General features: G+C 70.2%; 21 protein-coding genes. 8 read left to right on the top strand and 13 right to left on the bottom strand.

The window, feature by feature from the left end:
* Window positions 1–359: 359 nt before the first annotated feature.
* From LNW72_RS40200 to LNW72_RS40260, 13 genes are all read right to left on the bottom strand, one after another.
* Entirely contained in the window at window positions 360–866 is a 507-nt protein-coding gene (locus tag LNW72_RS40200; RefSeq protein ID WP_250980500.1) for a DUF6573 family protein, read from the bottom strand.
* Between the two features lie 94 nt (window positions 867–960).
* Entirely contained in the window at window positions 961–1392 is a 432-nt protein-coding gene (locus LNW72_RS40205) for a hypothetical protein (protein WP_250980501.1), read from the bottom strand.
* Window positions 1393–1492: 100 nt separating this feature from the next.
* Window positions 1493–1726 (bottom strand): hypothetical protein, encoded by a 234-nt coding sequence (locus LNW72_RS40210; RefSeq protein WP_250980502.1) that lies wholly within the window; start codon window positions 1724–1726, stop codon window positions 1493–1495.
* Window positions 1723–2109, bottom strand: coding sequence for a DUF3846 domain-containing protein (locus LNW72_RS40215; RefSeq protein WP_250980503.1), 387 nt, complete (start codon window positions 2107–2109; stop codon window positions 1723–1725). Before LNW72_RS40215 ends, LNW72_RS40210 begins: the two co-directional genes overlap by 4 nt.
* A gap of 753 nt (window positions 2110–2862) precedes the next feature.
* Window positions 2863–3411 carry a hypothetical protein gene (locus LNW72_RS40220; protein ID WP_250980504.1) on the bottom strand — a complete coding sequence of 183 codons (549 nt, stop codon included), beginning with the start codon at window positions 3409–3411 and terminating at the stop codon, window positions 2863–2865.
* Window positions 3412–3526: 115 nt separating this feature from the next.
* The gene (locus LNW72_RS40225; RefSeq protein ID WP_250980505.1) at window positions 3527–4186 is read right to left on the bottom strand and encodes a hypothetical protein; all 660 of its coding nucleotides are present in this window, start codon (window positions 4184–4186) and stop codon (window positions 3527–3529) included.
* Window positions 4187–4445: 259 nt separating this feature from the next.
* Window positions 4446–5819 (bottom strand): hypothetical protein, encoded by a 1374-nt coding sequence (locus LNW72_RS40230; RefSeq protein WP_250980506.1) that lies wholly within the window; start codon window positions 5817–5819, stop codon window positions 4446–4448.
* 263 nt (window positions 5820–6082) lie between these two features.
* Entirely contained in the window at window positions 6083–6808 is a 726-nt protein-coding gene (locus LNW72_RS40235; RefSeq protein WP_250980507.1) for a hypothetical protein, read from the bottom strand.
* Window positions 6805–7266: a hypothetical protein gene (locus tag LNW72_RS40240; protein ID WP_250980508.1), complete on the bottom strand. Its 462-nt coding sequence runs from the start codon at window positions 7264–7266 to the stop codon at window positions 6805–6807. Before LNW72_RS40240 ends, LNW72_RS40235 begins: the two co-directional genes overlap by 4 nt.
* A 104-nt stretch (window positions 7267–7370) precedes the next feature.
* Window positions 7371–7820: a hypothetical protein gene (locus LNW72_RS40245; RefSeq protein WP_250980509.1), complete on the bottom strand. Its 450-nt coding sequence runs from the start codon at window positions 7818–7820 to the stop codon at window positions 7371–7373.
* A gap of 203 nt (window positions 7821–8023) precedes the next feature.
* A complete protein-coding gene (locus tag LNW72_RS40250) occupies window positions 8024–8239 on the bottom strand; it encodes a hypothetical protein (RefSeq protein WP_250980510.1) in 216 nt (71 codons plus the stop codon).
* Between the two features lie 1161 nt (window positions 8240–9400).
* Window positions 9401–10468: a DUF6292 family protein gene (locus LNW72_RS40255; protein ID WP_250980511.1), complete on the bottom strand. Its 1068-nt coding sequence runs from the start codon at window positions 10466–10468 to the stop codon at window positions 9401–9403.
* Between the two features lie 64 nt (window positions 10469–10532).
* On the bottom strand, window positions 10533–10985 hold the full coding sequence (locus LNW72_RS40260; RefSeq protein WP_250980512.1) for a hypothetical protein: 453 nt from the start codon (window positions 10983–10985) through the stop codon (window positions 10533–10535).
* Window positions 10986–11625: 640 nt separating this feature from the next.
* On the opposite strand from LNW72_RS40260, the gene LNW72_RS40265 reads away from it, so the two are divergent.
* The 8 genes from LNW72_RS40265 (at window position 11626) to LNW72_RS40300 (ending at window position 20887) form a co-directional block, all read left to right on the top strand.
* Complete coding sequence (locus LNW72_RS40265; RefSeq protein WP_250980513.1) at window positions 11626–12495, top strand: hypothetical protein; 870 nt, start codon at window positions 11626–11628, stop codon at window positions 12493–12495.
* Window positions 12496–12632: 137 nt separating this feature from the next.
* Complete coding sequence (locus LNW72_RS40270; RefSeq protein ID WP_250980514.1) at window positions 12633–12872, top strand: hypothetical protein; 240 nt, start codon at window positions 12633–12635, stop codon at window positions 12870–12872.
* Window positions 12869–13966 carry a conjugal transfer protein gene (locus LNW72_RS40275; RefSeq protein ID WP_250980515.1) on the top strand — a complete coding sequence of 366 codons (1098 nt, stop codon included), beginning with the start codon at window positions 12869–12871 and terminating at the stop codon, window positions 13964–13966. Before LNW72_RS40270 ends, LNW72_RS40275 begins: the two co-directional genes overlap by 4 nt.
* Window positions 13967–14000: 34 nt before the next feature.
* Window positions 14001–14321: a hypothetical protein gene (locus tag LNW72_RS40280; RefSeq protein WP_250980516.1), complete on the top strand. Its 321-nt coding sequence runs from the start codon at window positions 14001–14003 to the stop codon at window positions 14319–14321.
* Window positions 14318–14941 (top strand): hypothetical protein, encoded by a 624-nt coding sequence (locus LNW72_RS40285; RefSeq protein ID WP_250980517.1) that lies wholly within the window; start codon window positions 14318–14320, stop codon window positions 14939–14941. Before LNW72_RS40280 ends, LNW72_RS40285 begins: the two co-directional genes overlap by 4 nt.
* Complete coding sequence (locus LNW72_RS40290; protein ID WP_250980518.1) at window positions 14938–17484, top strand: ATP-binding protein; 2547 nt, start codon at window positions 14938–14940, stop codon at window positions 17482–17484. Before LNW72_RS40285 ends, LNW72_RS40290 begins: the two co-directional genes overlap by 4 nt.
* Window positions 17481–19796 (top strand): hypothetical protein, encoded by a 2316-nt coding sequence (locus LNW72_RS40295; RefSeq protein ID WP_250980519.1) that lies wholly within the window; start codon window positions 17481–17483, stop codon window positions 19794–19796. Before LNW72_RS40290 ends, LNW72_RS40295 begins: the two co-directional genes overlap by 4 nt.
* The gene (locus tag LNW72_RS40300) at window positions 19793–20887 is read left to right on the top strand and encodes an NlpC/P60 family protein (RefSeq protein WP_250980520.1); all 1095 of its coding nucleotides are present in this window, start codon (window positions 19793–19795) and stop codon (window positions 20885–20887) included. Before LNW72_RS40295 ends, LNW72_RS40300 begins: the two co-directional genes overlap by 4 nt.
* Window positions 20888–20983: the final 96 nt, after the last annotated feature.

Genomic DNA, 20983 nt, shown 5'->3' on the forward strand with positions numbered 1-20983 from the left:
CATTGCCGTGCAGCGGGCCCGGGGCCGCGGCCGTCAGATCGCGCTCGGCGACAGGGCTGGGGCTCTGCTTGGACATGACTCTCCCTCGATTTGGGGGGTGTGCTTTCGATTGCCGACCGGTTGCCACCACCGACCAACAAGACAACTATATCTCACACGGGCCACATTTGGGGTTGCGACAGACCCCTTTCTCCTCGAATTCCCCGTGGTCACAGACCATTTGGCCCCCCTGGGCGGGGCATTGCTCGAGGTCGTTTCGCCGCCGCCGCGTGGAGCGCCAGGGGCAATGTGGACGGCGCAGCGCGCCGACCCGAGAGGGGGAGGGAGCGCTGCGCCGTAGGGGTTGCTACCGCCGGGTGTCAGTCCTCGTCGTACTGCGCGATGTTGAGCACCGGTTCGCCGTTGTCACCGCCGGTGATCTCGGCAATGACGTGTGTCTTCCGGGCAGTGCGGGTGCGGCCGTCGCGGGGGACGCGGTACAGCTCCACCGGGAACCGGAGGATCGAGGGACTGACGCGGCGGCGGAGATTGAGGCTGGTCATCCACAGGACGTCCCACAGGCGGCCGGTCTCGTCCTGGACGGTCTGGCGGTCGGTGTCCTCGTCGCTCCACTCGACAGTGTCGGCCCAGGCTGCAGCGGTCAGCGCGACGGATAGAGGGAGTCCCGCCTCCCTGGCGAGTGCTGCGGGAACCTCGATCAGCGCGCCGTCCGCGATCGCCCTGGAGCGCGTATAGACGTGGATGACGTCGCCGAAGAGCTCGGTGAGGGAATCGGCCGGCTGCGCTGGCTCGGCCGTCCAGCGCATCGCGTCTTCGCTGAGGCTGTCGTGATCGGCCGCGCCGCCCATCAGGGGATTGTCGGTCATTGCTTCTCCAAGAGGTTGGGTTTTCGGTGCGGCGGGGGTGCCACTCCCCCGCCGCCGGGCCGGGGCGCAGCCGGTCGGCTGCGCCCCGGGGGTTCTAGACGTTCAGGGGCGGTGCCTCGGCGTACTCCACGCCGCGTTCCGGCGGGATCGGCTCGCCCTCGGGGTCGGTGCAGTAGGCGTTGAAGATTTGGGCGCGGCTGAGCGGGATGGCGGTGTGGTCCTGGAGGTACCAGCCGCACACGCGGGCGCCGTTGTCGGTCGCGGTGCGCACGACCAGGCCGCCGATACGGCCCGCCAGCATCAGCGTCACGATGCGGTCGGTTTCGCCCTGGTCGACCGTGATTCGCTCGCCCGTGGTGCAGAACGGCACCGTGGACACGAAGTAGTCGTCCGACGTGGAGTGCGCGCGGATCGAGACGGTGAGTGTGTGGCACCCATCGCCGACGGCGGTAAGGACGCTGTTGAGTAGTGCGGCGGCGTTCTCGACCGCTCGCGGGAACATTGCGTGCAGGAAGTGGTGGTCCATGGAGTCGCTCGCTCTCGTGTGGTTCTCGGTGGCGGCGGGGGTGCCACTCCCCCGCCGCTTGGGTCCGGGGCGCAGCCGGTGGGCTGCGCCCCGGGTCGGGCTAATCCCAGTCGGGGTCGTTCTGGCAGTGCGCGTATGCGCTGGCTGCTGCGGTATCGGCGTCGGTCGCGTCGAACTCCATGGCCCACCGGGTGAACTCGTCCTCGCTGCTGCGCAGGCAGACGACGTCGTCGGCGACCGGGCCAGGCAGAACCGCGGCGATGAGCAGTTCGCTCAGGTCGACGTCCATGCGCAGCCCGATGACCGTGAACGTCTGGGTGGCGGGGGCGCTCATGTGGTGCGTCGCGGCCGGGGCAGGAGCGCGGGCCGCTGGAGATAGCGGTCAACCAGCATGAGGGCCTGGTCTTGGGTCAGTCCGAGGATGTTGCCCTGGGCGTCCGTGGAGCCGGTGAAGACGATGTCCCCGAAGTACGGGCTAGGCAAAGCCTGGTAGGTGCTCAGGAGCGCGCAGGCGGGGCCGTTCAGCGGCTGGTCGAGGAGGAGGGCGTCCTCATCGACCCACATGATCAGCTGGGTGGTGAGGTCAATCGGCCGCGCGGTGGTGCAACACAGCGCGCGGTCCGGAGTGGCGACGGTGTCCCAGTGGAGCAAGCGGAACCTACCGGTGGGCGAGACCCACAGTGCGAAGGTCTCCACTGCCATGGCGGTCGCGGGCATAGATGTCCCCTTTGATCGGAGGGTGCGCTTTCGGTTCGTGGTCGACTGCCACCGCCGACCAACAAGACAACTATACCATCTAAGCGTCACAAATCGGAGTGACGCGTGGACCTTTCGCGGCTTTGTTTTCCCACGTCAGATGCCGTTTCGTCCCTCTCGGGCGGGGCACCGTGCGGGGCGTGTCGTCACCCCCTGGCGCGAAGCGTCGGGGGCAAGGGAGGTGGCAGCGCGGAGCGAGGGGGCGGGGCGCGCAGCGCGCCGGGGCCGGCTGCCACCTTCCGCAGCGCGTGAGAGCGCGCAGCGCTCGGTCCGGGCCGCAGCGCAGCGGAGGCCCGGCACGCGGGGAGGCGGTACGGGGAAGCGCAGCGGACTCGTACCGCCGGACGGCGCGGGCTGCACGGTGCCCCGCCCGAGAGGGAAAGGGTGTGCAGCCTCACCGCGCCGCACGTCGCCTACTACCGCGTCGCTGCGCCCTGCTGCCGCTGTGTCAGTACGAACCCGCCAGGCGGGCGCCAGGGGGCCCGTGGAGGTTCCTGCCGGGTGGTGCGCCGGTCGTCCCCGGGTGACGGGCTCCATCGGGTAGGCCGGCGACTTCCGCACTGCGGGGCAGTGGGCGCACACCGAAGCGCCCGGGCCGCGCGTTGGGGCTCTTCGGACTGCGACGGTTTCGGTCGGCAGTCGAGGGGCCGCGCAGGCTCCGGGCGCAACGGTGGGCGGGTCGTTGACCAGGTCGGGGCTCGGTGAGGCGAATGGTCAGGTGCGGGTGGAGGGACGCACGGCGCTGTAAGGGCGCAGCGCGTCATGGTCCCACCGTGCGGGCCGCGCTTGGTCGGACAGCAGGAGGCACAGCTCCGGCGAGTTGGGCTCATCCCACCGGTCATCCGCACCCGCTGCGCCGTTGAGATCATCCGGCAGGACGTCGAAGCCGCACCCGGCCCAGTCGAGCTCCTGCAGCAGGAATTGGAGGTGGGCGGGGTTTGTCGGGTCGCGCCTGCCCCAGGCGGCGAGCAGCGTGCCGCCCTGGGGGAGTTCGGTGGGAATCGGCGCGTAGCTGCGCCCGGGGCCGCCTTCCTGTCGGAAGTCCCAGACGTTGACGTTGTCCGCGTCGCGGACGCTGTCCAGGTACAGGTCCCCGGAGTAGTCGCAGCGGTGCATGACGAGGTAGGCGGCGGTGGGGAACTGCAGCCGGAGGGTGTCGGCGATGACGTGGGCGATGCGCTGGCCCGTGGCATGGGTCGCGGCGCGCACGGCGTCCCACTCGGCAAGGTTGGCGTACGGGTGCTTGGGGCTGGCGTGGCTCATAGAGGGGCTTCCCTGTGCGGATGGGCCGGCCCCAGGAAAAGGAAGCGGGGCCGGCGGGCGGAGGTACTGGACGGCACTGCCCGGGGCGGCCGGTGTGGCGGCCGCCCCGGGGTGGTCACCGGCCGTCGGGCAGCAGCTGGTTTCCGGTGCGCTGCCAGTACCCGGCCGGGGCACGGTCCGCGATTTCGGTGAATGAGCCGCTGGCGGTGATCTCGAAGCCGTCCTCGCAGAACAAGATCCGGGCATCGGGGATGCTCTGCAGAGTCGGGCTGTCGGCGGGGAAGTCGCGGAATCCCATGAAACGATGCGCCGTGTTCACGAACCAGTAGACGTCGCCCTGCGCCAAGTCGCCGTAGCGGACGCTGACCAGGTCATCCGGGCGGAATTGGCGCCACAGGCGCACGTCGAGACTGTTACAGACCTCCGCCAGCCCTTCGTACAGGGAGTGGAATGTCTCGTCGTCCATGCCCGGCGCGCAGTCCGTCTCCGCGCTGTTGCCGGTGAAGTGGACGACTCCCCGGATGTTGTGGCCGTCGAAGCCGAACAGTTCGGCCAGACCGGCCGCGACCTGGTTCGGCGCGTCCGGAGTGCTGGGCTGGTAGTGCATCTCCACGCCGTTGGCGAGCGGGACGGTGGCGTACGGGGTGGGACCAGGGAGCAGCTCGGTGAGGTTGCGGCGGATGTCCGGTGCGCCGATGGATTCGCTGACGAGTCGGTTCGGGTGCAGGGTGCTGAAGCAGCCGATTTCGTACGGGCCGTTGTTTTCGAGCGCCACGGTGTTTCTCCTGGGTTGGATTGTGTCTTCGGTGTTGGTCGACTGCCACCGCCGACCAACAAGACAACTATATCCCATTCAAGTCATGATTTGGTGCGTGCCGTGACCTTTTCATCCATCAATTTCCGCATTCGCTGGCCGTCCCGAGGCTCATTCGGGAGCTGCGCCCCGAACGGAAACGACCCCCGCCACAGGCGGGGGTCGAGGAGTGTCCGCAGGCTGCCGGGCGGCACGGGAGGGCCGGCGCTCACCGCAGGCGTTACGTCCAATCGCGCCGGGACGGCTCATGGTTGATCTGGACCGGCAGAGGCAGGCCGTACCAGTCGGCCAGAGCCTCGGTCGCGCTCGCCCGGTCGCGGTATCCGCGCCCCACGTGAGTACCTGCAGCGTCCACGACGTACAAGGTCGCGCCAGCGAAGTTGGCATGCAGGATCACGTCCCCGCCGACCTGGCGCGGGTCATAGGGGTGCTCCGACTCTTGGTCCGTGGCTGCGGCGGCGAAGCGGACGCGCTCGGTGAACTCGTCGGGTCGACCCACGGCCTGGACGCGGGCAATGGTCGGCGCCGCCTGCGGGCGAGGAGCGCGGGCACTGACGCGCACGCGGTTGCGCGACAGGTGAGTGAATCCAGCCTCGGCCAGCGCGGCTTCCAGTTGATCCAGGGCCGCATCCCACCGTTCACGAGCTGCGGTTCCCTTGCGCGGGTCCGCGCCCCGCTGGACGCGGAGCACCATCACCCCCTGGCCGTCGGCCAGGACCTGGAATCCGTCCAACGCGCCATCGTCGTCCGCTTCGATGTCGACCATGTCGGTCCGGGCAGCGAGCTCACGCCGGGCAAGCTGGACCTGCCAGCCCTGCGCGTTCGGCGCGGGAACGCTGGCCACCTGTTCAACGACCACTCCGGCCCCGCCCGGGGTGTATTCACGCTCCCCCGTACCTCCGGCACCCCGGGCAAAGACGACGAGGTAGCGGCCGGAAACCGACACCTCCACCCGGAAGCCCTTTCCCTGCAAGTGTTCGGCGATCCGCGGCAGCTCTCCCGCGAGGGAGTCGGCCGGGCCGGCACCGCGCCACAGGATGACCACCCGCCGGTTATGGTCCTCCCCCTCCGCGCTGAACCCCTCGCTGCGCGCGGTGCCATCCGAGCGGAGCTCGGCGCGAGTGAATCCGCCGCGCGCCAGCAGGTTGGAGAGGGATGAGGCGGTGATGCCGGTAGCGCGGGCCGCGCGGCGGGCCTTGACCCGCGCTTCCTTGACGCAGCGCAGCTCCGGGCACACGGCGCCAACCGGCTTGATGTGCTGCCCGTAGGCGGCGCCCTTGGTGCGCGGGCACGGCTCCACAGTGCCGGGCTGGTACCAGTAGGCGCGGACATACGGCGAGAACGTGCCGTCAACTTGGGTGATCAACCGCTTCGCGTCGCTGACGACCGACTCTGCGGACTGCCCCGGCATTCCGTACTGGGGCCGGCCGTCGACGTCCCACTCACCGTTGATCGCGAAGGCCACGCGGGGATATTCCTCGCCCTGGTCCTCCGCTACCGGGCGCGTCTCGATCGTGCGGCCCTTGTACTCGAGGCGGGCGACCGCCGAGCTCTCGGTGTCGATCTCGCCTCGGGTGCCTGCCATGTGAGCCATGCGGATCTCCTCGTTCGGTGCGTGCGGTTCGGTTGTTGGATGGCTGCCACCACCAACCAACGAGACAACTATATCCATTTTTCATCACGAGAGGGAAGGGCGCGCCGCGTATTTCTTGATCCTGGAGTTCGCACGGTCGCGCAGATGCGAGGCGTTGGGGACGGGCCCGCTGCGTACGCGTCGACCAGGCGCGGCGTGGCCGAAGTGGGCACGCGCATGCCCGGGCCCGCCAGCGACAGCAGCGGGCCCGGGGGGACGGACGGTTAGAGCTGCTGCTCCCGGGCGCGTAGGGCGCTCAGTGGCAGGGGCCGGCTGGTGCCGCCTCGGCGGTCGCGGAGGATGGCCACATCGCCGAGCTGGTCGCGCAGCTCGTTCTCTTCGGACTCGGCTCGGGCGTACCGGTCGGGGAGGGTGGCCAGCAGGTGTTTCCACTGGCGTTGTCCTGCTCGTACGCAGACACCCCCGCAGTTGTTGTGGGAGAAGCCGAGTTCGTAGAGCCGGGGCGGCGTGACGCCGAGGCGGCGCACTTCGGCCAGCAACTCTTCCTTGGTGGCGTCCGGGCCGTCGGCGAGGGGGAAGCGCACCGGCCAGGGCTGCCAGTTGCGGGCGATGGCAGGGATGCGGCGGCGGTCGTGGTCATTGGGTTCGATGCCGACGTATGCGATGGAGTCGTCCGCTGGCGCGTGCTGTTCCATCCAGCGGCGGCACGGCTTCTGCTTGAGGATGGTGGTGCAGGGCGCCAGTCGGTCGTTCCCCAGGAAGCGCTGGTCCCGGAAGACCTCCCAGGGGTTGCGGCCGTCGCGGACGATGGTCAGCGGCACTCCCAGGAAGGCGGCTGCGTCGTCCGAGAAGCGCCACAGGTCCTCGTCCTCGGCGCGGGTGTCGGCGATCAGGAGCGTCATGTCAGCGGTGCCGTACTCCTCCGCGACACGGACTGCGGCAAGGAAGGATCCGACTCCGCCCGAGAACTGGATAACGTGGCGCGTCATGCGCTCGCTCCCAGGTCGTGCAGCTCGATGCGGCGCGCGTAGCGGATGAGGGTGACCTCGAACAGGCGCAGCGTGGACAGGTCAATGCGGTCCCGCTGCGTCGCGATCAGCCACGCATGGTGCCTGCGGACGCAGTCGCCGGTAGGCAGCACGGCCGGGCCGCGATCGAAGCGGAAGACGCGCTCCGCCGCGTGCGCACCCTCGGGCAGCTCCGGCGGTGCGGTGGCCCGGCCGGGCCCGGGAAGGTCGTCGTACGTGATGGCGCGGTCGGTGCGGTCGATGGCGTGCTCGGTCAGTTCCACCCGGTCAACGAACGGCTTGTCATCCCAGTAGCTGTACCAGCGGGACGCGGCGTCGGCCGCCTCCAGGGGCGCAGTGGTGTACACCGGCTGGCCGTTGCGGTCGCAGGCCGCGACGGTCCACCAGACCTTGCGTGTCGCAGTGTCGACAGTGCTCATGATTCCTCGCCTCTCGTGTGGTGTTCTCGGTTGGGGGTGGCTGCCACCGCCACCCCCGTTGGGTGCCGCGCGCTGGCCCGGCGGGGCCGGGCCAGCGCGCCCGGTCAAGCGGCGCGCAGCGCGGCGCGGCGCTCCTGCTGGTAGCGCGCGTTCTCCGCCGCGGCCTCGGTCGCCCACTGGGCCGCCCGGGCGTGGTTGGCGCTGACGATCGGGCCGACCACGTCATCCCGGATGATCAGGATTTCAGCGATCGCACGCGCGAGGCGGCGGCATCCCCACTTGGCGAGGACGTAGTCACCCTGAACAAAGGTGTCCAGCCACTCCGCGACCATGACGGTCGATCGGGCGTAGACGCGTCCGAAGTGGTCGCCCTGGTGGTCGTAGACGTTCCACCCCTTCAGCGGCTGCAGCCCGGTGTAGTCGTCGGGCAGGCCCAGGTAGCCCAAGTCCTCGCCTGCGAGTTCCGCGCGGGACATCGGGACTGCGGTCACCTGCTCGCCGCGCACGGTGAGGACCTGGAGCGGGGGGCGGTGGGCGTTGGCGACCATGGACATGCGGGACTCCCTTGATGGGGGGTGGGGGATGGCGGGGATCCCCGCCAACAAGACAACTATATCTTACTTGCGTCACAGTGGATAGCCCGCCAGCCCAACTGCGCACCACCGGTGCCGCACCCGCCTTCCGGGCGAGCACTCCAGCGCCCCGAACGGAAACGACCCCCGCCACAGGCGGGGGTCGGGGCGGTCCGTCGGGCGGATCAGCTGGGGAGTCGCTCGATGGTCTGCGTGTAGCCGATCGCGGCAAGCTGCTCGTTTGTGCCGAGGTAGGCCCGCCCGTAGTCGTCGCTCTGGAAGTGAATGTGCTCGACGCCTTCGATGGTGACGATTTCGAGGACTGTGCCGATCATGCTGCCGCCATTCTTGGCGGGGGTGCGGCGGACGATGATGCGGTCACCTGCGGCGGGCTGGTACACGATGTCTCCCTGCGTGATGCGGCTGTTGTGTGATTCGGTTTCGCCGACCGGCTGCCACCACCGACCAACAAGACAACTATATCGCATATAGATCACAGGGAGCAGCGAAACGCCTGCTCAAGCCGCTTTTGCTGACAACGATTTCGCTCACTCGTGGGCGTGAATGAGGCGCGCCATAGGCTGCAACTCGCCCTCCATGCGAAACCGTGGACGGATGCGCCGATACATTCCGCTCACGCTTGCCGCAGTACTGCTTACGGCAGGCTGCGCCTCAGTAGCCCCCTTGAACACGAAGACGGGCCGCGACCTGGTCCCGGCAGGCCGCGCCTCCCCTGCCGCTACGGCGACCTGGCCAGAGCCGGTACCGGCTCCCCTCCACGCAGAACTCGCCATGATCGGCCCCGGTAGCGCGTCACCCATTGACGGGAGCTCGCGTGAGGCGACCTCTGCTCGGCCAACCGTTCACACGCATCCCAGCACCCCCGACACGCGCCCGTACCGAGGCACGGTGAAGCGCCCGAGCCGTCCGGCGCGCCGCCCGGTCCAGGCTGCTCCTCGGTCGCACACGCGGCGCGGGACGGCGACCCAGCATCCGAACGCCACCTACGACAGCGGGATCGTCTGCTCCTGGGCAAAGAACAGCGGCTTGGATCCCGCTGTCGTCAGCGCCTGTCGCCAACAGCTCGGTCATCGCTGACACGAGGATCAGTTCTACATCCGCGACTGCCGTTCACACGGCGGCTCTTCCCGGTTCCGAAGTCCCGGATGGGCCCGGCCGGCGCCGACGGAGAGGAGCAGCAGAGCAGGAGGTAGGACAGGAAGTAGGAATGGCTGTAGTGGCTTCTGTGCTGAGCACCGCTCGCCCGGCGGGGAGGGAAACAGATTCCTCTCCCGGGTATACCGGGAAGAGGTGTCAACTCTGGTGGGCCGGTTGCACTCATGGGGTGAGCTGGGCAAACGCCTGATTCGAAAAATGGGCGGTGTAACCAACGGCGAAACCTTGGACGAAACCAAGCGCGAAACCGTCGGTGGACCCGTGGATAGACCCGTCGGTGGACCCGTTGGTGAAACCTGCGACGAAACCAGCCGTGCAGCTCCGATCGGCAGCGTTGCACCGCCGGGCCCGCCGCGCTCATTCGACCAGCGGAAGACTGCGTCTCCTCAGACTGCGCGGACCTTGGGCCCCTTGGAGCCCTTGCGTCCGTCACCCAGTGCATCGAGCAGTTCGTCCGGCCGCGGCTGCAGGCCGCTGCCGAGGTACCGGATCCCCTCGCCTTCGGGGGGTGTTCCAGATTCCTTGCCGAGCGGGTGCCGTCGGCTGGTCGCGGTACGCCACCCGTATCGCTCGTCCCAAACCAGCGCCGGTGCAGGTTGGCCCACGCTGAGCGGAACGGCAACCGCCAGGTACTCGCCAGGCAACTGCTGTACCTCGACCTCCATCGGATCCGCGGCGCCGGCTGCGGCCAGTGCATCAGCAACGCGCTGCAGGTACGGGCGTACCTGGCGGGCGCGCTGCTCGGCGGCAGCGACCGCCAGAGCGCGCCGGCGGGCTACTACCGGGTAGCCGAGTTGTTCGGCTGCTTCCTCGGCGGTGAGCTGTGGTTCGGCCTCGAGGACGTCGGCGATGCGCCGGCCGCGCAGTTGCGCCAGGCCGCTCATGGCGGTGGTCATGGCGACCTTCAGCTCGTCGACGACCGCGGCCGCGGTGACGGCCGGGTCCAGGTCGAGCAGCTCGGCGATGCGCGGCAGGATCTCTTCGCGCGGGACCATGTCGCCGCTGCCCTTGGGCCGACCGGAGGTGGGTGACTGGCCCTTGCCCGGGCGTGCTGCCTTGAAGGCGCGGACGATGTGGCGCGGCCAGTGCTCCGTGCCTTCCTCGCCTGCCTTGCTCGCTGGGATCCGGACGACGTGCTCGGCCAGCTTCGGCTCGTGCTTGTACTTGTTCCAGCTGGCCGGTGACACCCCCAGCTCGGCTGCCGCCTCGTGACGGTCCAGCAGGTCCTCGTCGCAGTCCTCGGCCGGGAGCTGCGGGATGGGCTTGCCGGCGTAGAAGGCCTTGGTCTGCTCGGCGTCCCACAGCAGCGCCCGCGAATTCGGGGAGCTGATCGGGGCGGGGTGGCCTTCTTGGGCGTGGGGCTTCTTGTTGCGGAAGGTGCCCAGGGGCATGCCGAGCGCTGAGGCCAGGTCGGCCATGGTCTGCGCGTACTTGCGGCGGCCGGCGCGGATCATCTTGAGGCTTCTCCATCACGGGGCGGGCGGAGCGCCGTTGTCGGCGTCCCGCCCGGATCGGGTGTTACGTGGTTGAGGGGTTGGGCACGCAGTTCGGGAGGCAGAGCTCGTTCGGGTCGGCGCCGCATCCCTCGCAGCCGCGGGTGGCGGCGTCGATGAGCGGCTGGAGGTAGACGAGGACTCCCCCGGCATGGGTCAGCGGGGCCAGGTCGTCGGCGGTAATGACGTACAGGGCGTGCGGGGCATGGCCCGTGGTGTGCACGCGGATGCCGGCCGGCTCCGGGCCGCTGGTGAGACTCGGCAGGACGAGGTCCTGGCCGTCGTGCTCCACGATGACGCCGGCGTCGGCCAGCGCGGCGGCGAGCTGGTCGAGTTCGGCCGTGGCGGCCGCGGCGGTGGTCGGCCAGGCCAGTCGGGCTCGGTGAACTGCGGCCCGGGCGGCGGCGTGGCCCACGGCAGGTGCCTCGATTTCCCGGACTCGGTCCTCGTGGTCGTGCTGGGTGCGGTAGACGGGCATGGGGGTCTCCTTGCGGTTAGGTGTTTTCGGTGGTGGTGCGCTGCCACAACGCCCCACCGAAAAAACAATACCCCTCTTACGTCATTCGCAGCAAGGATGCACGCACCCAGCACCGTGTCGGGCAGCTAGACTCGAGGACGAGACCGCCTCTCGGGTTCTCCCGCGGAGTGTGTGTTTTCGGTTGGCCGGCGCCCTTGCCACCCGCCTCGGCGGAAGTGGGCGCCGGCCGCTTACGTTTCCGGCCAGGCCCCGCTCTGCCTGAAGTCCGCCCAGCCTGCGTGATCGATCCCTCTCCCGCAGCGAAGACGTGGCGACCGCCCCCGGACGGGGACCTGAGCCGATCCGATGCCTGTACCTGCCGCCAGCCATGCCTTCTTCGCGCGCACCCGCAGCAGAGCGCGTTCGACGAGCTGCCCAGGCGAGTCCTCAGGGGCCGTCGACATGCACGCGCGCCCTGTCCTGGCGCTCTCCCCGCACGGTCAAGCTGGGTGCAACCGCTTGCCCGGTTGCACCCAGCTCGACCGTGCGGGTGATTCCAAAAGTGCAACCGCTTGACCTGCAAAAACAGCGATTTTTGCAAGGAAGAGTGCAAGGGGTGGTGAGGAGAGTTCACGGCACATGAACCGAAAGGGGCCGTGCCGTGATCCGCACCGACAACGCCGTCGACCGATTGAACGCCGAATGGTCGGTGCTGTCCGCCGATGCTTCGAATGGGACGACGGTGATCGGTTGGCTCATCGACGCTGGGGTGTTCGCGCCGGACGAGGCACCGTCTGATCTCACAGCGCTGCTGCGTGAGCTCAAGCGCCGTGACCTCCGCCTCGGGCGCAAGCACACCGACCGGTGGATGGGTGCGCTGCTGCACCATGCCATCGGTCCCGGTGAGACGGGGCAGTTGGCGACCCGCGTGGTCATGCAGGCGATGTTGGCCGGAGCATGCAGCACCGCTAGCCGCATGCAGCGGGGCGACCGCCCCTATCCCGAGGTCATCCACATCGTCGTGACGGCGCTGTTCGAAGTGGTGCGGCAGTACCCGCTGCACCGACGACCCGCCAAGATCGCGGCGAACCTCCTGATGGACACGGTGCGAATCTCCCACCGGGAGCTCCAAGGGGACGCACCCTGGCTTCCTTTTGCCGACCGCGCGCCCCTGGACGACGCGCGTCATGTCAGCGGCGCCACCGACCAGGAGCCGGAGGAATGGGCGGTGCGCATGGAGTTGGCTGCCGCCGCAGCAGTCAGCGGCCTGCCGGGGTTGGCCTGCGCTCCAGAAGATTTGGTCGGCTCCCGTGGCGAAGTGATCGGGCTCTTGGTGTGGGCGCTGTCCGAGCGTGCGGTGGACACCGCGGGCGTCATGGCCGTCACGGACCACTACCAGGAAGCAGCGGTGCCGGACGAGCTGGCGGCCCGACGGGCAGGTGTGCGCCCTGCGGCGTGGCGCAAGCGTCGCTCGCGGGTGGTGAACCAGTTGCGGCAGGTGTCGGAGAGCTGGCTGGAGCAGACCGCATGAGCACCGGGCTGCCGCATCGCGGCGGCAGGAACGTGCTGACCTCTGGCGGCGGATCGGCCGGCGCCAGGACACATCACACAGGAGAGGCGGCCGGGGTGGCTACAGGGTCGGAACAAGATCGCAGTGGGGAACAGGGTGTGCCGACGGAGCAGGAGCGGCAGCTGGTGGCGGCCCGCAAGCTCGCGACGCGGGCAGCGGTGGCGCTGGTCCGTGAGCCGTTCGCGCCGGACACGGTCACCGCGGTGCAGGCGTATCTGGCTGATGCGACACAGGCACTGGCTTCGTACGCGCAGTTGCAGATGCTGCCGTCCGAGGTCGTGCGGGCGCGGATCGCGGAACTGACCCGGGGCGGCCGGAGCGGGGAGGCCTGCTCATGAGCCGGCGGTGGCGGCGCAGCGAGCGCGTGGTCGACCCCGAGTGGGTCGAAGAGGGAGTGGTCGGGGAAGCCGAGTGGGACGCGTCGCCGGTAGTCGGCGGCTGGTCGATGACCAGCGGAGCGGCTGCGAACCGGGCCGCGCTGGCACGGTGGGCGGCCTGGGCCGTGATCGTAGCCGGTCCGCTGCTCGGTGTCGGAGCGCTGTTGTCCATTCCCGCATCGGCCGGCAGCACCGTGCCCTCGGCAGCGGTGCAGCCCAGTGCGCCAGCTCCGGCGGGGACGGGCCCGGCGGGGTTCGCCGAACTGTTCGTCACGCAGTACGTGTCTGCCGGCGAGGGTGACCAGTCGGCGTTGGCGGCCTTTTGGCCCGGTGCCCGGTCGGTGAACTTCGAAGGGGCGCCGGGCCGTCGGCAGGTGACCCAGATCGCGGCCGTGCGGACGATTGCCCTGGGTGGCGGCCTGTGGTCGGTGACCGTCGGCGCGCGGGTCATCGAGCCCGATGCGCGCCCGACCACGACCGGCACCGCGGGGACACCGGCTGCGGCAGGTCCCGGGGTGCGGTACTTCCAGGTCGCTCTCGCCTCCAGCGGAGAGTCAGCGGCCGGAGTGCCGTTCGGCTACAGCGCGCTGGCCGCCCCGGCCGAGGTCGCCGCCCCCGGGCAAGCCGCAGCCCCGCAACTGGAGTACGGGGTGATGAAGTCCGCAGCCGCCAGTGACGTGCGGGTGCAGACCGTCGGCCAGTTCCTGACCGCCTATCTGGCCGGCGGTGATCTGACGCGCTTCCTCACCCCGGGGGTGCAGATGACCGGCATCACCCCGGCCCCGTACACCGCGGTGGCCGTCGACCAGATCGCCGCCGCAGGCCTCGGAGCCGATGGGGACACGGCTGGATCGCGCGTGCCGGACGACGGCACCCGGCAGGACGTGCTGGTGACGGTGCGGGCCACCGGCGGCGACGGCACCCGCACGCCGCTGTCCTACGCGCTGAGCCTGACCGCGCGGGCCGGCCGCTGGGAGATCACCGCGCTGAACGCCGCCCCCGTCCCCGCACTGGCCCCGGTCCCCACAACCGTTCCGTCCTCCTCGGCGCGCTGACCGCGCGCCGCCCCTTGAGAAAGCGAGCACACCGATGCACACCCTCCCCCAGACGCTGGCCACCGGCTGGATCGAAACCGGCACCAATCTCGGAACGGAGTTCAAGACGTTCCTGCTCTACATCGTCATTCCGATCATCGCGCTGATCGGCGTGATCCTCACGTGGTGGAAGACACATTCGACCCCGGCCGCCATCGTCGCGCTCATCATGGGCTGCGCCGTGTGGTGGGGCGCCCTGCACATGGACATGCTGCGCGACAAGACCGGCGATGACATCAACCGCTCCAACACCGTCAGCACCACCTCGGGCGCTGGAACGGCGAACGGTGGCCCGCTGGGCACGGGCGCCCGATGAGCGCCGCCACCACGACCAACGACAGCGACGAGCTGGTCGGCCGCTGCTACACCGAGGCGCGCCGCTTCCCGCTGGCGGTCGGCCGGTTCGCTTCCGGCGGCCGGATCCCGGGCGGCCCGTACACCATGACGCAGCTGGCGGTCATGGTCGGGAGTTTCGTGTTGCTGGTGGTGACCCGCCCGCTGTGGGGCACCAACCCCCTGCTGGACGCGGCGGTCGTGGTGGCGGTCCCCTTCCCGGTGGGGTGGACGGTCGGCCGGGTGCAGATCGACCACCGCAACCCCCTGGCAGCACTGGTGAGTCTGGCCAGCCGCACCGCTGCGCCAGCAGCAGGCCGTCTGCACGGCCGGCCCTACCAGCAGCGCCCGCCCCGCCGGATCGCCCCGGTCGCCACCGTCGACTTCACCACTACGGCCTGGCCGGACGAATCCGCTGGTGAACTGAGCGCGGAACCGGAGCAGGCCGCCAGCAGTCACGCCATTCCACCTGCCCCCGCGCCCACGCCCCCGGCGTCAGTCCCGGCCCCGGCCCCGGCCCCGGCCCCGGCCCCGGTGGTGTCTGGGGTTCAGGCGCTGCTCGCCCAGCGGGCCGCACGCGCAGGACAAGGAGAACAGCTGTGAAACTCCCGATCCGGCACGTCGCCGGGAACGTCGCCTGGACTACGCACGGCACCGCATGGGGAATCTGGCGGGTCAGCGCAGCGAACTACTCCCACTCCTCGGCCACCGCCAAGAAGTCCCGACTGCGCACCATCGAAGCGTTCGTGAAGGCGTTGCCGACCGGGGGCGAGCCGATCCTGCTGTCGCTGTGCCCGCAGGTGGATCCGCGCAGCGTGGTGCGCGCCATGACGGCCGACGTCGATTTGGGCCGCAGCCAGGAATACCAGGACCTCGCCGACCGGGTGCTGACCCAGCTGGAAAGCATGGAGCTGTCCGCGCGCACCGACTGGCTGGCCGTTCCGCTGCCAGCCGGAGGCCGTCTCCAGGCACTCGCTGACCTGGCCGACGCCACCCGGGCCGGGCTCGCCTTGACGCTCGGCCTGGTGCCCGCCGGGGTGAGCGCGAGCGAGCAGGACCGGCGCATCGCTCAGGCTGCCGCGCTGGCCGCGACCTGGCCGTCCGGGGTGGGTCTGAGGCCCGCCACCGAGGCGGAGATCTTGTGGATGTACGGGCATGCCGCCCGGCGCGGCACCGCGGAACCGCTGCTGCCCGCGCCCGGAGACGAGCAGCCTGTCCTGGGCCGCGGCCGCGGGGTGGCCGCGCTGGCAGAGGTTCTGCTGGCCGAGGGGGGCCGCCCCCGGGCCGAGGAGCAGCAGGGCCGGCGGATGCCGGGCAATCCCTTCGCCAACCGGCATCTGCAGGTGACGACCGAGTGGGGTACCGCGTACCAGGCGATGCTCGCGCTCGCCCAGATGCCCAAGCGTTTCGCGTTCCCCGGCAGCGAGTATCTGGCCAGCCTGGACGACTTCGACTTCCCCATCGACTGGACGTGCCGGCTGGCGATCTCCTCCGGGGCGACCGCCCTGCGGCGGACCAAGCAGCGCGCCCGCAACGTCGCCCACCAGGACAAGGAGTACGAGCACGAGCCCACCGGCGTGCCGCCCACGCAGGTGGAGGCGGTGGCTGATCTGGCGGAGAACCGGGAGCGGCTGGCCTCCTCCCACACGGAAGTCGACATCCGGTCCATGGTCACCCTGTGCGTGTGGGGACCGACCCCCGCCGAGGCGCACGCCCGCGCCGAAGCCGTCCAGCACCACTTCGGGGGCGCCGACTACACCCTGGCCCGTCCCGTCGGTGAGCAGGAGAACCTCTGGTACGCCATGCTGCCCGGCACCCGCGCCCCCAAGGTCCTTGCCTCGTATGCGCAGTACCTGCTGGCGCGGGACTGGGCGATGGCGATGCCGTGGTGCGGGTCCCAGCTCGGTGACGACAGCGGCCCGCTGTACGGGGTGCAGCTCACCGGCGGCGGCGAACGGCCCGTCCTGGTCGACTTCAGCCGCGGCCCGGCCGAGAACGCCTCCGCCTGCGCGGCGTTCATCGGGGAGTTGGGCGCCGGCAAGTCGGTCGCCTTGAAGACCGCCATGTTCTCGGTGCTCGCCGCCGGACGCCGGGTGAACTGGCCGGGCAGCCGGGGCCGGGTCGTGGTCGTGGACCGCACCGAAGACCGCGAGTGGGAGCGGTTCGCGCGGGCCTGCCCCGGCACCACCCAGGTCATCACGGTCGACGACTCCGCGGAGATCTCCCTCGACCCGCTGCGGATCTTCGCCCCCGAACAGCGCTCCCGACGGACCAAGTCCTTCCTGACGCTGCTGCTCGGCATCAAGCCCATGGACATCGAGGGCGTCGTCCTGACCGAAGCCATCAAAGCTGTGCTGTCCCGCGACGGAGCGAGCATGCAGGCCCTGACCACCGAACTCGCCGCACGCGGCGCCCATGATGCGACGGCCAGCATGCTGGCCCGCAAGCTCGCGGCCGCCGCCGAGGAGGACCTGGCCCGGGTCATCTTCGACCCATCGCTCCCGCCGGTCGCCACCGTCACCGCGGACAGCGTGGTCTTCTCCGTCAGCTCTCTGCAGCTGCCCAAGAAGAGCGAGCTGGAGAGCGAGTTCCGCATGGAGCGCATGGAGACCGAGAAAATCATCGGACGCGCCCTGATGTACGTGGTCGCCGCTCTCTGTCGCGAGATCACCTTCGGGTCGAAGGACGAATTCGCGGTCAGCGTCTGGGACGAGTGCTGGTGGCTGACCTCCTCCCCCGAGGGCCAGGAGCTGCTCCTGGAGCAGCTGCGCGACGGCCGCAAGCACCGTGCCGGGGCGCTGCTGGGTACCCACGACTCCTACGACATCGGCCCTGCGGACAGCCATCTCGGCGCGGTCCTGCGCGGCTTGATCCCACACCGGCTCCTCTTCCGGCAGACCGACGAAACCCTCGCCACGCGAGGCCTCGAGTTTCTGGGTCTGGACTCCACCGACCGGAACCTGATCGACCTGGTCACGACCGGCCTGTCCCCGATGGACCTGTCCGCCGAAGAGAAAGCGGCGCGGGCCGGCGAGTGCCTGTACCGGGATCTCAACGGGCGGGTCGGCACGATGCGCGTGCTCTTGCCCTCCGACCCGAAGGCGCAGGCACAGATCCACTCCACCCCCGGCCGGAGCGCCGCATGATCCGCCGACTGCGGGCAGCAACCCGGGGCGCGTTCGGCCGGCGACAGATCGGCGTGCTGCTCGCGCTGGCCGCGCTCACCGCCGTGCTGTGGACCGCCGGCAACGCCCACGCCGACCCCACACCCGCGCCCCGTCCGACCGCCGGTCCCACCACCACCGCACCGACAACAGCACCGACGACACCGGCGGCCGGGCCGACGGCCGGCAGCACCACGCCTCCCGTCGACGGGTCGGGAGCGGGTGGGGGCGGCGGCCTCCCGCGCATCAGCGACCAGGACATCACCAAGCGCCTGCAGCAGGCCCAGGACATGAGTGAAGCGTTCTCGACCGCGACCCAGCGAGTGCTGATGGACCAGGCCACGGAGCAGCTGCGCAAAGAGCTCCCCGACGAGGGTGGCGTGCTGGGCGTCTTCAACACCACCGACCAGTACGGGGTCCCGATCCAGGTCTACACGATCAACCCGGACACCGGCGGTTGGTCCGACTGGTCGCTGAAGGTCTACGGATTCCTGATCGAGATCTGCTTCGCGGCCACGAAGTGGATGATCGCTTTCGCGTGCTGGCTAATCACCTGGGCGCTGAGCTTCGGCCTGGCGAAGATCCTCCTCAAGCCGGTGCTGGCCATTGCGTCCAGCCTGCACTCCCAGGTCATCGTGGAGCTCGGCCTGCCGGGCCTTTTCCTGGTAGTCGCAGCGACCGTGTGCGCGTGGCACATCATGGTCGGCGACCGGGTCCGCGGGGTCGGCGAAGCCGCACTCACCCTCGTCATCGCCGCGCTCTGCGCGACCGCGTTGGTCTCTCCGCCCGAGCAGCTCATGGGCGGCGAGAAGGGCGGGATACTCGGGGCCGCCCAGGGATTCAGCCTGGAAGTGGCCGGCATCATCATCAACAGCGGCCACACCACCGGCACCCGCTCCCCGGTCTCCACTAACGACGTCAGCGCCCTGGCCCGGCCGATCAGCGACAGCCTGGTCGATGCCCTGATCGTGAAACCGGCCGAGCTCCTGCAGTACGGCCGTACCTTCGACCGGGACTGCTCCAAGGCCTACGCCGAGGCGAAGATCCAGCAGCTGGCGTGGGACCGGCAGGCCGACAGCAACATCCAGTGGGTCAAAGACCACGACTCCCTCTCCCGCCTCACCGGTGCCCCTAGTCCTCTGGACCCGACGGGGATTCAGCAGTGGGGCACGGACCAGGTCGTCGGCATCGTCGGCGGGTGGGTCAAGGACCACTACGGCAAGCCGCCGATGGGCGCTTTCGAGGCCAAGTGCGTGCCCGGCGACGTCGCCTCCGCGAAGAAGGCATCCGTCGACAAGCTCGCCGGCGCATTGTTCGTCGCGCTGGCCGCGCTCATCGTCACCTTCTTCATCTGCCGCCTGGCCGGCAGTTTGCTGGCCGCGCAGTGCCGCATCGCGCTGGAAGCGATCCGCGGCGAGGGCGTCCTGGTCGCCGGCACCCTGCCAGGAGGTGGCCGCACCCTGCTGTGGCAGTGGTGCGCCAACCTGCTGAAAGTCTTCCAGACCCTGATCATGTCGGTACTGCTGCTCGCGGTGTTCCTCGTCTTCATCACCACACTTCTGGACCCGTCCCTGGACGACGCGTTCCTCGGCAGCCTGGCCCTGCGGTTCCTCGTGCTCGACATCGTGTGCATCGCGGCCTTCATCTATCGGAAGAAGGTCGCGAAGGCGGCACGGCGCGCTGCGGGTAATTTCCGTACGCGTATGGACGGCAACCGGGTCGGCGGTGCCGGCAAGGCGATCTTCCGGGCCGGCTACGGCGACGACTCCAGCCAGCGCAGCGGAGCGCTGGGGCGGGGTGCGCTCACGCTGGGCGCGCTGGCCATCAGCGGCGGCACCGCCACCACCCTGCGCGGCACCGGGGCCCGCCTGGCCCGCCGCTTGCATACTGCCCCACGGCGCGGTCCTCGGCCTGTTCCCCGCCCGCCCCGCCGCCCCAACGGCCGCGGCCCGAACACCGCGCCGCCGGCGCAGCCGCAGCCTCAAGGGCCGCCGACGCAGGCCGGCCCCTATCGCCCGGCCGCCCCGCAGCTGGTCATGCCACCGCAGCCCACCGCACCTCCGCAACCCACGTCGCCGCCTCAGCCCCGAACGCCACCGAGGCCGCGGCCGCGGCCTCGCCCCGGACCACTGCCGCTTCCGCGCCCCGGGCCACGCCGGGTGCCCGCTCCTGTCCCTCCCTCCACTCCGCCGCCCAACTCCACCCGTCAGGCCGAGCTCCGCCGGCGGCTGGAGCGTCGCACCCCGCCCGGCGCGCCCGCGCTCCGGCCCCGGCCGCGCGGCGGCAGCACGTGAGCCGCCGCGCCTGGTCGGTCGGCGGCGTCGCGCTCGCCTCGATCCTGGCGCTGTTCGGGGTTCTGGTGCTGTTCATCGCGGTGGCGACCGGGACGGGCAACGCCGCTCTGCAGGCCGCCGCCCGTTCCCGCACCGCCCCGGTGGGAACGGTTGGCGGCACCCTGAAGCCCGGCAGCGTGCCGGCCGCCTATGAGCCGTGGGTCCTCCGCGCTGCCGCCGCGTGCCCCGGGCTGCCCGCGCCGGTTCTCGCCGCCCAGCTCCAGCAGGAAAGCGGGTTCAATCCCGCCGCCCGCTCCGAGGCCGGCGCGGAAGGCATCGCCCAGTTCATGCCCGGGACCTGGAACACCTGGAAGGCCGACGCCAACGGGGACGGCGCCGCCAACGTCTGGGATCCCGCGGACGCCATCACCGCCCAGGGCACGTTCATGTGCAGTCTGCTCAAGCAGGCGACCGCCTCCGGCTACCCCGGGCAGCCGATCGAGTTGGCCTTGGCCGGCTACAACGCGGGCTGGGGCGCCGTGCAGCGCTACCGGGGCGTTCCTCCGAAGGAGTTCGCCTCCGGCCAGACCTACCGTTACGTGCGCACGATCATGGCGGGCGCCGCACGGTACACCGCTGCCACCGGCGCCCAGCAGCTGCCGACCGAGTACGCGCTGCCCGCGAACGCCCCCGCAAAGATCCGCATTGCCCTGGCCTGGGCCCTGCAGCAGCGCGGCGGTTGGTACCACCTGGGCGGCGACTGCACCCACGGTCTCGGCTCCGACCCGGCCCACCAGTGCGACTGCAGCTCCCTGGTCCAACAGGCCTACCACGCCGCCGGCGTGAACCTGCCGCGCACCACCTTCGACCAGGTCAACGCCGGTATCGCAGTCAGCCCCGACGCACCGCTCCCCGGTGACCTGGTGTTTTCCGCCGGCTCCGACGGCACCACCAGCAGCCCGGGACATGTCGGCCTCTACGTCGGCGGTGGCCAGCTCCTCGAGGCGCCCAGGACTGGACTACAGACCCGTCTGGTCAGTTACGCCTCCTGGCGACAGTCCACCAGCAACATCACCCGGGTTGTGGCGGTCCGCCGGGTCGTGGCGTGGTGAGCCCGACGTCACTGGCTCTGCGGCCTCGCACCACTGTTTTTCGCTCTGGTTGCCGTCGTCGTGTCACATCCGGGGTCGCCCGCGTACTTGCCGGAG

It is taken from the genome of Streptomyces sp. RKAG293, from assembly GCF_023701745.1.
Taxonomy (GTDB): Bacteria; Actinomycetota; Actinomycetes; order Streptomycetales; family Streptomycetaceae; genus Actinacidiphila.